Annotated in this window: 13 protein-coding genes; 10 read left to right on the top strand and 3 right to left on the bottom strand. The window is 35.0% G+C overall.

The window, feature by feature from the left end:
* Positions 1-27 precede the first annotated feature (27 nt).
* Together murA and spoIID are read left to right on the top strand one after the other, a co-directional pair.
* The gene (gene murA / locus SPD48_RS18985; protein WP_336259717.1) at positions 28-1,356 is read left to right on the top strand and encodes a UDP-N-acetylglucosamine 1-carboxyvinyltransferase; all 1,329 of its coding nucleotides are present in this window, start codon (positions 28-30) and stop codon (positions 1,354-1,356) included.
* A gap of 176 nt (positions 1,357-1,532) precedes the next feature.
* Positions 1,533-2,636, top strand: a complete 1,104-nt coding sequence (gene spoIID / locus SPD48_RS18990; protein WP_336259718.1) for a stage II sporulation protein D — start codon at positions 1,533-1,535, stop codon at positions 2,634-2,636.
* A 53-nt stretch (positions 2,637-2,689) separates the two neighbouring features.
* Here the strand turns inward: spoIID and SPD48_RS18995 are convergent, their stop codons facing one another.
* The 3 genes from SPD48_RS18995 to SPD48_RS19005 all read right to left on the bottom strand — a co-directional run bounded on the left by SPD48_RS18995 (position 2,690) and on the right by SPD48_RS19005 (position 5,966).
* On the bottom strand, positions 2,690-3,769 hold the full coding sequence (locus SPD48_RS18995) for a serine hydrolase domain-containing protein (RefSeq protein ID WP_336259719.1): 1,080 nt from the start codon (positions 3,767-3,769) through the stop codon (positions 2,690-2,692).
* 72 nt (positions 3,770-3,841) lie between these two features.
* Positions 3,842-4,282 carry a MarR family winged helix-turn-helix transcriptional regulator gene (locus SPD48_RS19000; protein ID WP_336259720.1) on the bottom strand — a complete coding sequence of 147 codons (441 nt, stop codon included), beginning with the start codon at positions 4,280-4,282 and terminating at the stop codon, positions 3,842-3,844.
* A 130-nt stretch (positions 4,283-4,412) separates the two neighbouring features.
* Positions 4,413-5,966 (bottom strand): GDSL-type esterase/lipase family protein, encoded by a 1,554-nt coding sequence (locus SPD48_RS19005; protein ID WP_336259721.1) that lies wholly within the window; start codon positions 5,964-5,966, stop codon positions 4,413-4,415.
* Between the two features lie 431 nt (positions 5,967-6,397).
* On the opposite strand from SPD48_RS19005, the gene SPD48_RS19010 reads away from it, so the two are divergent.
* From SPD48_RS19010 to SPD48_RS19045, 8 genes are all read left to right on the top strand, one after another.
* Positions 6,398-7,270 (top strand): M23 family metallopeptidase, encoded by an 873-nt coding sequence (locus SPD48_RS19010; protein ID WP_336259722.1) that lies wholly within the window; start codon positions 6,398-6,400, stop codon positions 7,268-7,270.
* Positions 7,271-7,905: 635 nt separating this feature from the next.
* Positions 7,906-8,172, top strand: a complete 267-nt coding sequence (gene spoIIID, locus SPD48_RS19015) for a sporulation transcriptional regulator SpoIIID (protein WP_336259723.1) — start codon at positions 7,906-7,908, stop codon at positions 8,170-8,172.
* A gap of 479 nt (positions 8,173-8,651) precedes the next feature.
* Positions 8,652-9,596, top strand: coding sequence for a sugar kinase (locus tag SPD48_RS19020; RefSeq protein WP_336259724.1), 945 nt, complete (start codon positions 8,652-8,654; stop codon positions 9,594-9,596).
* Positions 9,597-9,606: 10 nt separating this feature from the next.
* A complete protein-coding gene (locus tag SPD48_RS19025) occupies positions 9,607-10,251 on the top strand; it encodes a bifunctional 4-hydroxy-2-oxoglutarate aldolase/2-dehydro-3-deoxy-phosphogluconate aldolase (protein ID WP_336259725.1) in 645 nt (214 codons plus the stop codon).
* 165 nt (positions 10,252-10,416) lie between these two features.
* Positions 10,417-11,511 (top strand): alanine racemase, encoded by a 1,095-nt coding sequence (locus SPD48_RS19030; protein ID WP_336259726.1) that lies wholly within the window; start codon positions 10,417-10,419, stop codon positions 11,509-11,511.
* A gap of 13 nt (positions 11,512-11,524) precedes the next feature.
* A complete protein-coding gene (locus SPD48_RS19035; RefSeq protein ID WP_336259727.1) occupies positions 11,525-12,712 on the top strand; it encodes a M20 family metallopeptidase in 1,188 nt (395 codons plus the stop codon).
* A 24-nt stretch (positions 12,713-12,736) separates the two neighbouring features.
* Positions 12,737-13,198, top strand: a complete 462-nt coding sequence (locus tag SPD48_RS19040) for a RidA family protein (protein ID WP_336259728.1) — start codon at positions 12,737-12,739, stop codon at positions 13,196-13,198.
* Between the two features lie 84 nt (positions 13,199-13,282).
* Positions 13,283-13,495, top strand: a complete 213-nt coding sequence (locus SPD48_RS19045) for a hypothetical protein (RefSeq protein WP_336259729.1) — start codon at positions 13,283-13,285, stop codon at positions 13,493-13,495.
* Positions 13,496-13,518 lie beyond the last annotated feature (23 nt).

Consider the following 13,518-nt stretch of genomic DNA (forward strand, 5'->3'; position numbering starts at 1 on the left):
GAACAGAAATTGAAGGAGAATTGTCAGATGGATAAAATCGTTGTAAAAGGTGGCAGGAGATTAAACGGGAGCGTGAAGGTCGAAGGAGCAAAAAATGCAGTTCTTCCAGTATTGGCAGCAAGTTTAATTGCAAGTGAAGGAAAAAGTATAATTAACGACGTCCCAACTTTAGACGATGTATATACAATAAATGAGGTATTACGTAATTTAAATGCGAAAGTGCAATTTAAAAACAACCAAGTGAAGATAGATGCTACCAGTCGATTAGCAACTGAAGCACCATTTGAATATGTTAGAAAGATGAGAGCTTCTGTCCTTGTGCTGGGGCCTTTATTAGCGCGTTACGGGCACGCAAAAGTAGCTTTACCTGGAGGATGTGCGATTGGTACACGTCCGATTGATTTGCATTTAAAAGGTTTTGAAGCAATGGGTGCTAAAGTAAACTTTGGAAACGGGTTTGTAGAAGTGCGTGTAGATGGAAAGCTACAAGGAGGAACTATATATTTGGATGTAGCCAGTGTAGGTGCTACTGAAAATATTATGATGGCTGCAACCTTAGCTGAGGGAAAAACAGTCATTGAAAACTGTGCAAAAGAACCGGAAATTGTTGACCTAGCAAACTATTTAAATAAAATGGGTGCTAAAATTGTTGGTGCGGGAACAGAAACAATTCGTATTCATGGGGTAGAGAAATTATGTGGAGTTGAACATACGATTATTCCAGATCGTGTCGAAGCAGGAACATTTATGGTTGCTGCCGCTGTAACTGGTGGAGATGTTTTAATACAAAATGTTGTCACAGAACATTTACGTCCTGTAATTGCTAAACTTCGTGAAATGGGTGCTGAAATTACTGAGAATGAAAACAGTATTCAAGTTGTTGGTCCTGAAACATTAAAAGCAACTGATATTAAGACGTTGCCACATCCAGGATTCCCAACTGATATGCAATCTCAAATGATGGTGGCTATGTTATGTTCAGAAGGCACTAGTGTACTTACAGAAACGGTTTTTGAAAATCGATTCATGCATGTGGAAGAATTTCGTAGAATGAATGCGTCTATGAAAATTGAAGGACGAAGCGTTATTATAGAAGGCTTGAATAAACTTCAAGGAGCTCAAGTGCAAGCAACAGACTTAAGAGCTGCAGCTGCGCTTATTTTGGCAGGTCTTTGCGCAGATGGTCTCACAGAAGTTACAGAATTAAAGCATTTAGATCGTGGATATGTGGATTTTGCAGAGAAATTAAAAGCTCTTGGAGCCGATGTGAAAAGAGTAAAAAAAGAAGTATCAAAGTCTGATAACGTGATTTCACTCGATTTTCAATCGAAAAATATTGCAGTCGAACTTCCGTAAAATATCATAAATTAAATAATTTCACATATAGTATAAAGATTACAAAAAACAGGTAGAATGCAAATGCATCTATCTGTTTTTTATTTTGGCATTTTTAAAAATCTATGTTTTAGTTCTATTAATTCAATGAACTGTATATATTTTAATAGAGTTAAAAAATGGTTCACTAGGAGGGAATGGAAATAAAACAATCAAAGTATAATCATCTCAAGAAACGCCGTAATTCAAAGGTTATAAAAGAATTATCAAATCGGAAAAGCCCTCTCACATCTAGTAATAAGTCAGCATGGAAATTAGTAGGAACAATAACATTTTCAATCCTATTATGCACCATTGTTCTAGTTCCTACATTAATTGTCATGATCCCGAAAAAAGAACAGCCTACACAAGGAGAAGTGACAGATGTGTTTGAAGAAGAGCAGATTGAGGTACCACAATTACATGTAACTGTGAAACGAACAGCAACAGGAGAAGTAGAAGAAGTTCCATTGGAGAAATATGTAGCATCTGTCGTAGCGTCTGAAATGCCAGCTGAATTTGAAGTAGAGGCATTAAAAGCTCAAGCGATAGCCGCGCGAACTTACATTGTTAATCATTTATTGCATCAAGAAGATAAAGAGGAAGTAATTATTTCAGATACAACGGAACATCAAGTATATAAAAATGAGGAAGAGTTAAAGAGGGATTTGGGAGCAGACTTCCACTGGAAAATGGAAAAGGTAGCAGATGCTGTAAATGCTACTAAAAATGAAATTATTACGTATGAACAGCAACCAATTACACCAACATTTTTCTCAATGAGTAATGGACTTACAGAAGATGCGGAAAACTATTGGGGAAGCCCACTTCCATATTTAAAAAGTGTCGAAAGCCGTTGGGAAGAAAGTCATCCGAATTTTACCGAACAGACTATTTTTACGATAGAAGAAGTAAACAGTAAATTAGGAACTTCTTTACCCGCACAAACTGCAATCCCTATTAAAATTACTCGTACGGAAAGTAATCGGGTAAATAAATTAACGCTCAATGACAAGGCGTTTTCAGGAAGAGAAGTAAGGGAGAAACTTGGGTTGCGATCTAATGATTTTAGTATTCAACAAAAAGATAATCATTTGATTTTCACTACTAAAGGGTATGGACATGGAGTAGGGATGAGTCAATATGGGGCAAACGGAATGGCTGAAGAAGGGAAAGGTTATAAAGAAATTTTATCCTATTATTATCAAGATGTAGAAATTACAACGATTACAGAAGCAGCCCCAACTTTGGTGGCAAAATAAAAAAGGGAGTGGACATTGTTCACTCTCTTTTTAGATGTGTTATATGGAACCGATTATATTGGTAAATGTCGTTTGAAAATCGAGTTGGCAATATTTACATTGACTAAATCTTCAAGCCCGGTGACCATTCTTAACAGGCGAACGAAAGGGATCTGAATAGTTGAGAAAATAACAACTCCTATTTTATGCTTTTTCATAAATCCGCAATACGTGTGGAATCCTACCGTTGTTCCACCATGTTGAATAATTGGTACGTCCGACCACTTGTTATTTTCTATCATCCAACCGAGTCCCATTTCAATACCTTTAACAGCTTTTACATGTTGGTTTTCATGTGTCATAGATATGCTTTCTTGTAAGGAATTTTCTCTTATACCGATCTGATGCTCCAAATAAGTGAGCATATCATTGATTGAACTCTTAAATGCTCCTGCACCATTTATCGCAGGAAGCTCAATTGGTGGTACAGGTTCTCCTTTTTTAGTATAGCCTTTAACATATCTATCCATCTGATCATTTTTTACCGTAATCATCGTATCATTCATTCCAAGGGGTTCAAGAATATGAGTTTTAATAGCATTTTCATAAGACATATCACATATCTCCGCTAACGTATTGCCAAGCAAGCCAACCCCTAGATTTGAATATGCCCACTTTTTCCCAACATCTTTCGTTAAGGTAAAGTTACTAAAAAAGCGATGTAAGTCAGCAGGTGAAAAATCTTTATACGGATTATTTTTCCTTTTCTTATCTTCTTTTATATTTTTGCGAATTGTTTTCATATCTTCGCGAGGCAACCCTGACGTATGGGTGGCAAGGTGACGAAATGTTACATCTTTTCCTTTATAAGTTAGAGCCTTTTTATACTCAGGTTTATACGCACTGATTGGATCATCGAGTGTAATCCGACCTTCATTTACGAGTTTAGCTAACAACAAGCTAGTAAACGTCTTAGAAGTTGAGCCAATTTCAAACAACATATCCCCAATAGTGGCATCTGAGTTCACAATATCGTCTTGCAGGAAACCAACATACTCTCTTTGCTTATTTTTAGTTAGCCCAACAGCAATACTAGCCTGATGTGCTTTTGAAACTTCATTCTGCATTAATGTGAGCGTGTTCTCAGTAATCAAATTAATTCTCTCCTTATGTTAATGATATTAAATATTAAGTTAACTTAACTATAAGGCAATAAAGAATGACATTTATTTAAATTCATCTTCTGCAACTTGTTTTATATCGAGTAAGATGTCGCGAAACGCAATTAATTTCTCTTCGCCTATTTTCGCATATAGTTTCTCCGTAATGATCCGCTCAACTTTTTCTTGTTTATCGATATATTCAACTCCTTTACGCGATAAGGTGACAAGGATTTCGCGTCTATTTTTTTCATTAATTTCCCGATTAACATAGTTGAGATTTGCCAGTTTTGAGACTTGTTGACTTGCTGCACTTGGTGTAATTTTTAATTTTTCAGCGATTTCGCGAATGGTTAGTTCCTTATGTTGGTGGATGGTTGTTAATAGTAGATCTTGCGCAGATGGAATATTTTCGTCGAGTAGTTTGTTATACTTTTGATAAATTAGAGTATTAACAGACTGAGTAGTATCATTAATTTCTTTAACTATTTCATATATTCTTTTCACTTAATTATTTACCTCCTTAAATAGTTAAGTCAACTTAATTATATAGTAAATTATTTATAATGCAAGAGGAACTTTGCCTAAATTGTGGTAAATAAAAAGAGAGCGGATGCACTCCGCTCTCTTAAATTTATTATATAACATGGTTTTTCCGATTAATGACATGGATACAAAGCCCAATTGAAGATAGTAGTACACCGATCAGTAAAAGATTATAGTTGTTTGTAGCAGTTTTAGGCAGCTGGTTATCTTTTTTATCTACAGTTACAGTGAGATCTTGCTCCTCTTTGTCATTTGTATTGTCTTTATCGTCGTTGGAGTCTTTTATAGGAGAAAGGTCTTCATCTTCATCTGGTTTCTCGATTGGGTCTCCGTTATTAGGATCTTCAGGTTCTGGTGGTTCCACTTTCCTTGTTGGATAATCCGCTCTGATTTTTTCTATAAACGCATCAGCCAATGCTCTGTATCCCGCTTCGTTCGGATGGATATTCGGCTGATTGTCTAAGTAATCATTATAGTGACCAGTAAAAAAACTTTCCGTAGGTACGAATGTTGCTTTAAAATGGGTAGTTGGCGTTTGAATAGCCTCATTTAATCCGCCTAATAACGGACCGGTAATGATAGGTTCTAAAAAAGGTAAGGCATTATAATATCCCATCACATAAATATTAGCATCCGGATTTACAGAACGGATAAAAGATAAAATTCCACCGATATTTTCGCCAACTTTTGCAAGTGTATCTTCAAATGTCTGTAAAGTTTGAACAAACTGTTTTGCATTTGAAGCTAATTCGTTCGCTTTTTCAGCGTATATTTTTGCTTCTTCAAATTCTTTTAGATTTTCTTTCAGATTGTCTAATAGTCCGTCTGTTTCTTTTAAAGAATTTAAAGCATTTGTAATATGTGTCACAATATTTATATGTTCTTCTGGAAGCTCTATGTCATCGATTTTAGTAGAAACTGAAGTCAATAATGCGGAAGTATCTTCTAACAATGTTCGCAGTTTTTCTTCCTCTTCGATTCGCATTGTCTGTTCCATCTCGCTTAAATGATCTTGCAGCAAAATAATATTTTCCGTAGCAGCAGTGAGATCATCGATGATTTCAGTCAGATCGTTTGATTCTTCATTTAAATCTTCTAAAGCAGTACGGGTTACTTCAATTTCAGTTGCAATATCTGTAAGTGCGTTTTTTATTGTACTTATACTTTCCACTACGGATTTTTCTTTCACTGCTTTTTGTTCAGTTGCCACAGCAGCATCCTGCATAATTTTCTGTACGGCATCTGGATCCATAAATCGCGGATCGAATTTGTCAAAAGGAATCGTATTAACAAGTGGTAATATATCATTTGCTCCGACACTTAGCGTAATAATATCAGCATCTGGCAGCTCTTCGACAGAACTTAATTGATCAAGAACTTGCAAAGATGTAAAACCAGATACACCATAATTTTCGGTTAAAACTTCATATCCTCTATCTTCGAGATCAAGGGCGATATTACCGACATATCCAATACTAAATGATTTACCATCAGATAATAATCCTTCCGCTAAGGAATCCCCAAGTGCAACATACACGACTTTCTCATTTTCCTCAGTTTCAGCAATTGCAGACATCGGTGCAAAGATGAGTAAGAACATCATCATCAATAAGAGTGCCTGCGATTGCTTTTTCCATTTTCTCAAAAAATTCATCCTCTCTAATTTGATTTTTTAAAAAGTATGTACGCCCCGTCTAGTTGTTAGTAATAGTTTAACAAATAATGTAAAAGATTGGAATACTTGTTTGTGTACGGCTCTCTCTCAATCTAATAGAAATATTAGGAAAATAATATTTGGATTTATTAGCTGAGGCACTTTAAAGCGATTAAGGAATGAGGAGTTACACAATCAGATAGCCGTGCCCGTTGAAACGAGAAGTATATTTCTGAAACTGTCATACTTCTAATATTGTTCATCGTTTCTTTGATAAAAAGACGTTTGCTTTTTACATTACATCAACAACTCTTGCAAAATAGTAGCAATATTTATGGGAAAGGAAAATATTGAGAAAAAACTAGTAAATAAATGTATATAATTTTTAGATTCTGTTCACAATGGTTGATGAGGTGATAAACATGAAAGAATTTCCAAACGAATCCAAAAATAAGTGGACTCGTATTTTCAAGAAGAAATGGTTTTTCCCAGCGTTATACATTGTAATTGCAGCATTTCTTCTAACAGGAGTTGTCTGGTACCAAAACGCACAAAGTAAATTAATAGAGGGGCTAGATGAGATTGAGGGAACAGATGGCTACAATCAAAATGAATTTGATGAGGAGGCAAAATCTGTCCTGCAACAGCAAGAGATTATTAAGATGCCTGTAGATGATGCGGTGCAAACAGAAATAGTAACTAAATTTTACGATTACAACGCAGAACAAGAAGACCAAGAAAAAGGTTTGACGCTATATAATAATCGCTACTATCAGAGTACAGGAGTCGATATTGCATCCAGTGACGGAGAATCTTTTGATGTCGTAGCTTCCTTAAGTGGAACAGTTACAGAAGTTAAAGAAGATCCACTTCTCGGAAATGTAGTTGTCATGTCTCACGGAGAAGACATCATGACGTATTATGCAAGTTTAGGAGAAGTATCTGTCGAACCTGGTACTGATGTAAAACAAGGCGAGCAAATTGGAACGGCTGGGAAAAATTTATTCAGTGAAGAAAGTGGCACGCATGTTCATTTTGAAATTCGTAAAGGTGAAGCAGAAGTAAATCCTGAAGAGTTTTTCAATGAGCCTTTGAGTAAATTAGTAGATTTTGACGTTGAAGAGAAAGCGGAGCCTGAAGCTGAAGAAGAAAATACAGAAGAAACAGATGCGAATGAAGAAGATCAAGGAAAAGAAGAGGAATCAGATTCAGACGCGGAGATGGATTCAGAGCAAGAGAATAAAGAAGAAGATTCAGAAGCAAGTAAAGATTTATCTTTCTCTATCCCAGTATAAAAAAGTAAACACGGTTTATAGCCCCCTTATTTAAAGGGGCTTTTTTTTATGCTTTGATAAAAAAGTTTTAATTAGAAAAAGCGGTCTTGATTTTAAAAATTCAATTAAACTCCTTGTCCTTTCTGAGAAAAGCTTAAATTTAATCATAAACAAAAAAGCTTATTAATAAAATATGATTAACAGAGTAATCGCTTAATATCTGGGGTGCGAGTTAGTGAATATCTGTCATAAAAGGAAAAAAGATTGTTATATCTTTCGTTTGTTTATTTCCCTTATACTGCTAAAAAATTAGAATTTCAGATTTAAATATGGTACATGACTATGTAAAAAGGGCTCCAAGTCACGTTTTAATCAGTTAATTGAGAAAAGCACAAGCTGTAACGTAAGAAATTTATCGATAAGATAGCAGGGATACATAAATGTAAGTTACAGTTAGTTTTTCGTCTGGAAATAGACAGTGACATCGTAAGGGCCTATAAATAGTCGATCTTCGGATAATCATAACAAATATTATTGGTTGGGAATAAAAGAAGAAATAGATTTTTTACTCATCTTTGTCTAATCGTAATAACATGTTGACACCGCACCTTGTCTCACTTAACACCTCAGAAAATCAACATAGGGAGGCGAACGGTGTGCATGATTACATCAAAGAAAGGACTATCAGGATAGGGAATTATGTTATAGAGACGAGAAAGACTGTCCGAATGATAGCAAAAGAATTTGGTGTTTCGAAAAGCACGGTTCATAAAGATTTAACAGAACGTTTACCGGAAATAAATGCGGAACTTGCAAAACAAGTTAAAGAAATTTTGGAATATCACAAATCAATTCGACATATTCGAGGAGGTGAAGCAACAAGAGAAAAATACAGGATGGAACGTGAAAGACAGCCAGAGTAAATTTTTAATCAAATTTAGATTAAGAGGAGGAGATTGATCGAAGAGATTGTTTTTTGTATCTGTTTACTTATCCAGCTGGGGAAAACCCTAGCTGGAGTTTAATTTTTATAGAGAAGTTTATTTAAAAGTTAGAACGATTATCCAGCTGATTCTCAAAATAAGCATAGATATTGTAATTTAACTACGAAATAATACTACTAGATCTGTTAACTTGTTTTTCAAGATAAATCAATCTTTTTATAAGATGGGACATGGTAGTTGTATAGTAAGTTTTCATTCCTTTTGATTGGATTAGATTCGCAAAGTTCCTTCTTAAATTTATTGACAAGTATGTCTTAGGGTTTTATAATTATTTTAACTTATAAATTGGAACGCTATTCCGTAATGTGGAATGGCGTAATGGAAACGTAAACTTTTTGATGTTTTGAAACTGTATTCAATTTTATCGATTAAAGATATAAGAGAGGAATGGTTGAATATTGGATGTTGTGACAATAGGAGAAACAATGGCTTTATTTACATCGGATTCTACGATTCGATATGGAGGTTCATTTTCAAAGAAGTTAGGGGGAGCGGAAAGTAATGTCGCAATAGGACTTACTAGATTGGGATACTCAGTCGGTTGGGTGAGTCGATTAGGGAATGATGAATTAGGGAAATTTATCCTATCATTTATTCGTGGAGAAGGTATTGATGTCAGTCAAGTATCAATAGATAAACATGCACAAACAGGTATTTATATCAAGGAATTACGTCATGCAGCGGATGTTCGTGTACAATATTATCGGAAATTTTCGGCTGCAAGCTATATGTCAGAAGAGGATTTAGATGAAGAATATTTATCAAAAGCCAAGTATTTGCACTTAACAGGTATTACTCCGGCTTTGAGTGAAAGTGCTTATAAGATGACTTTAAAAGCGATTGAGATTGCCAAAAAAAATGGAACGAAAATTATATTTGATCCTAATATTAGACAGAAATTATGGAGCAAAGATCTGGCAAAGGAAGTTTTGCTACAAATTGCCTTACAATCAGATATATTCCTTCCAGGCTTAAGTGAAGCAACCTTTTTAACTGATGAGGAACAACCCGAAAAGATTGGGGAGTATTTTCGTAATCGCGGGGTTTCAATAGTGGTTATGAAGGATGGAGAAAAGGGGGCATATTATTCAACGAATAAAGAGTTTCATCATGTACCTGGTTTTTATGTAAAAAATGTAATAGATCCTGTGGGTGCTGGTGATGGATTTGCCGCTGGGTTTATATCAGGACTATTAGATAAATTGTCTATTCATGAAGCAGTTGAAAGAGGAAATGCGGTTGGAGCCCTCGTTACCATGGTAAATGGAGATTTTGAAGGGTTGCCTTATAGAGAAGAATTAGAGAGATTTTTAAATCATAATGATGTAGATGTTTCCAGATGAGGTGAAGAAAATGAATATATTAAATCAGTTAGAAGCTTCTCGAGTAATTGCTGTACTTCGTGGACTTCGTTTAGATAATGCTCTTGATATTGCAAATGCATTGTATCAAGGGGGAATTACTACGTTAGAAATAACAATGGAAACCCCAAAGGCATTACAAATTATAGAAAAAATAAGAACGGAACTAGGGGAGAAGGTATTAGTTGGTGCCGGAACGGTATTAGATCCTGAAACAGCAAGATCTGCTATAATGGCAGGTTCTGCATTTGTTTTCTCTCCTACGGTAAATGAAAAAACGATTGAGATGACTAAACGCTATGGTGTTTTTAGCGTCCCGGGAGCCTTTAGTCCAACTGAAGTATTATCAGCTGTTGAAGCTGGTGCAGATGCAGTGAAGATTTTCCCAGCATCTGTATTGGGGTCAAGATACTTAAAGGATATAAAGGGACCACTACCACATATTCCATTAATACCTACAGGTGGAATTGACTTGGATAATGCCCATGAATTTATAAAAGCAGGAGCGATTGCTGTTGGTGTTGGTGGTTCGTTAGTTGATTTAAAAGAAGAAACAAAAAGTGATTTCTTAGAGAACATTACGATGAAAAGCAAACAATTTATACAAGCAATCGAAACAGGACATGTAAATAATTGAATGGATTTTTCTAGCATAAAACTGGCTGGTAATTTATGAATTAAAGGTATGTGGGGCAATGGGAAAGTAATGACGACTTTTTTCCAGCCTCCAATGAAAATGTTTTTTAAAAAAAGCTAAGTTCAAAAAAAGTTGAAAACAAGTAAAGAAACGGAGGAATTATTAATGACGAATCCTATATTAAGTACACCATATGTATATGTTGATTTGACTAAATTGGATAAAAATATCGAGCTAATGGAAAGTCGCTTAAGTAATTCAGGAATAGAACATTGGCCACATATTAAAACACATAAAAGTATCGAGATTGCACGTAAACAGCTTGCAGCAGGTGCAAAAGGAATTACATGTGCAAAATTATCTGAAGCAGAAGTATTTGTAAATGCAGGAATTAAAAATATTTTATTGGCTTATCCAATCGTTGGACAAGATAAGCTTGCTAGGCTAGAAAAGTTAGTTGAAAAAACTACTATCCGAACAATTGCTGATAGCTTAGTTGTTGCACAAGGATTATCAAAAGTAGGAGAGTCAGCAGGTAACAAGATTGAAGTTTTAATTGAAATAGATGGTGGCAGTCATCGAGGAGGAGTTCAATCAGGAAAAGACACGCTGGACTTTGCTAAGGAATTATTAAAATTACCAGGTATAGAACTTAAAGGACTATTCACATATGTAGGGCAAATTTATAGTTTTGATTCTGAAGAGGAAGTGAAACAAGAAGCAAAACGAGAGGCTGAACTTTTGCTAGAGAATAAGGAACTTCTAAATTTAAATGGTATTGAAGTGGAAATAACATCTGGGGGTTCGACGCTTTCTTCCTTTTATGCAGAACAATTAAAAGGTATTTCAGAAAGCCGAGCAGGTAACTATGTGTTTGGAGATATTAATGCAGTTTCACATGGTATCTATTCACCGGAGGAATGTGCACTTAGAATTCGTTCTACGATTGTTAGTATACCGCTACCTGGACATGCAACAATTGATGCTGGTTCAAAAACGTTAACAAGTGATTTATCAGTAGCTGGAAGTAATTATGGATTTATTCTTGGAAAACCTGAAGTGGAAATTGTAAATCTTAATGAAGAACATGGTTACCTTAGATTTGATCCTGAAAAATATAGCTTTGAAATAGGGGATCAGATTGAAATAGTTCCCAATCATTCCTGTGTAATTCCTAATTTAAATGAATCTGTACATGCTTTCAAAAATGGAGAGTATATAAGGGAAATCAGTATAGACGCTAAAGGTAAGAACTATTAAAGGAGGTGGGTTAGTGAGGGAAAGTAGTAAGTTACAAAGCTTTAGTGATCACTTTAATTCAGAGGAATTATTGGAGATTTTACAAACGTTAATTTATCACAAAAGTGAATATCCAATTAATACCGAAGAGTCAGCTGCTCGCTATGTTAAAGATCTACTTATAGAGAATGGAATAGAAGCTAAATTGAAGTGGGTTGCAGATGGTAGACCAAATGTCTATGCTGAGCTAACTGGAAGCCAAAGCGGGCCAACATTATTATACAATGGGCACTTGGATGTTGTGCCCGCAGGTGAGGGGTGGAAAAGTAATCCATTTGAAAGCGTTGTCCGGGACGGTAAGCTCTATGGCAGAGGAGCTGCTGATATGAAATCAGGTGTAGCTGCAATGATTTACTCCGCTATTGTTTTAAAAAGAATGGGCAGTCCATTTAAAGGAAAATTAATACTCTTTTTCAATGTCGACGAAGAACGTGAAAATCTTGGAATGCGCGAATTTTTAAAAGAAGATGTAAGTGCAGACTATGCTGTGATTAGTGAACCTACCGATTTGAATATTTGTATTGCCCATAAAGGTGTCGCTAGGTATCGATTAAGAACGAATGGTATACCAATGCATGCGGCAAAAGTTAAAGATAATGATAATAATGCAATTATTAATATGTCTATCTTACTCTCAGCGCTAGAAAATTTAAATAAAGAAATTAAGAGTAAAAAGGATCCCGTACTTGGAAACGCCTCATTAACTGTTACGGAAATTAAGGGTGGCACAGCAATTAATATCGTTCCAAGTAAATGTGAGATTGAGATTGATCGCAGGCTGCTAGATGGGGAAACAGAAGAAGACGTATTAATGAAAATGGAAAATGTATTACAAAATGTTGCTGAAAAAAATAATATTGATTATGAATTAGAAAACTATTTATTTATCCCAGCAACTAATATTTCAATGAAACATGAATTAGTTAAAAGTTTGCAGAAAGTAATAGAGGAACGCTATTCAAAAGAGGCAAAAGTAGAGGCTTTCGGAGCGACATGCGAGGCACCATTTTTATCTATATATAAGGGTATACCAACTATTATTTATGGTCCGGGCTCATTAAATCAGGCACATGTTGTAGATGAATTTGTTGAGGTTCAACAAGTAATTGATGCATCACAAACCTTTATTGACCTAGCACTGAAATTACTACAAGGAAAATAATTTAAATTAAAAGGAGCGTTATTTATGTTAATTGAAAATAGATTAAAAGAATTAGGGATTACGTTAGAAGAAATAGGAACACCAAAGTTTTCATACACCCCAGCTACTCAAGTAGGAAACGTAGTGTATACATCTGGTCAAGATTGCCGAGTTAAAGGTGAGCTAATATTAGAGGGGAAATTAGGTAGAGAATTAACCGTTGATCAAGGAAAAGAAGCAGCAAGACAATGCGCCATTAACTGCATATCGGTTCTTAAATGGCACTTAGGTGATTTAGATAAAGTAAAAAAAATTGTAAAAGTATTAGGATTTGTACAAAGTGATGATGAATTTAAAGAACAACCTTATGTTATGAATGGTGCTTCCGATTTATTTTTGGAGGTATTTGGAGATAAAGGGAAGCATGCACGGTCTGCTATTGGTACTAATGAGCTGCCATTTAATACTCCAGTAGAAGTTGAAATAATTGTAGAAATAGAAGATTAATTCAGTTAGTAATTCTGAAAACGTTAGCAACTTATTTTATAAATTATATAAAATTCAAAGAATTGTTATTAGGAGGTTGTAAACTTGAGTAATAAAAAATCAAAACAAATTGTCATTTTATTAATTGTTATATCTGTTTGTATGACTGCCACTCCTATTGTAATGTTAGCAAATAATATAAGGCCATTTGTGTTAGGTCTTCCATTTTTCTTCTTTTGGAACATATTCTGGCCGACAATGCTATTTATCCTATCTATTGTTTACACAAGAATAGCAAACAAAGAAGAAAGCAATTAGAAAAGAATATATAAGTTAATACG

It is taken from the genome of Pseudogracilibacillus sp. SE30717A, assembly GCF_037071985.1.
In the GTDB taxonomy this organism is placed as follows: Bacteria; Bacillota; Bacilli; order Bacillales; family Amphibacillaceae; genus Pseudogracilibacillus.

What these genes read in the sequence shown, in the direction of transcription:
- murA (WP_336259717.1), top strand. Translation starts at nt 28, where the DNA reads ATGGATAAAATCGTTGTAAAAGGTGGCAGGAGATTAAACGGGAGCGTG.
- spoIID (WP_336259718.1), top strand. Translation starts at nt 1,533, where the DNA reads ATGGAAATAAAACAATCAAAGTATAATCATCTCAAGAAACGCCGTAAT.
- SPD48_RS19010 (WP_336259722.1), top strand. Translation starts at nt 6,398, where the DNA reads ATGAAAGAATTTCCAAACGAATCCAAAAATAAGTGGACTCGTATTTTC.
- SPD48_RS19025 (WP_336259725.1), top strand. Translation starts at nt 9,607, where the DNA reads ATGAATATATTAAATCAGTTAGAAGCTTCTCGAGTAATTGCTGTACTT.
- SPD48_RS19030 (WP_336259726.1), top strand. Translation starts at nt 10,417, where the DNA reads ATGACGAATCCTATATTAAGTACACCATATGTATATGTTGATTTGACT.
- SPD48_RS19040 (WP_336259728.1), top strand. Translation starts at nt 12,737, where the DNA reads ATGTTAATTGAAAATAGATTAAAAGAATTAGGGATTACGTTAGAAGAA.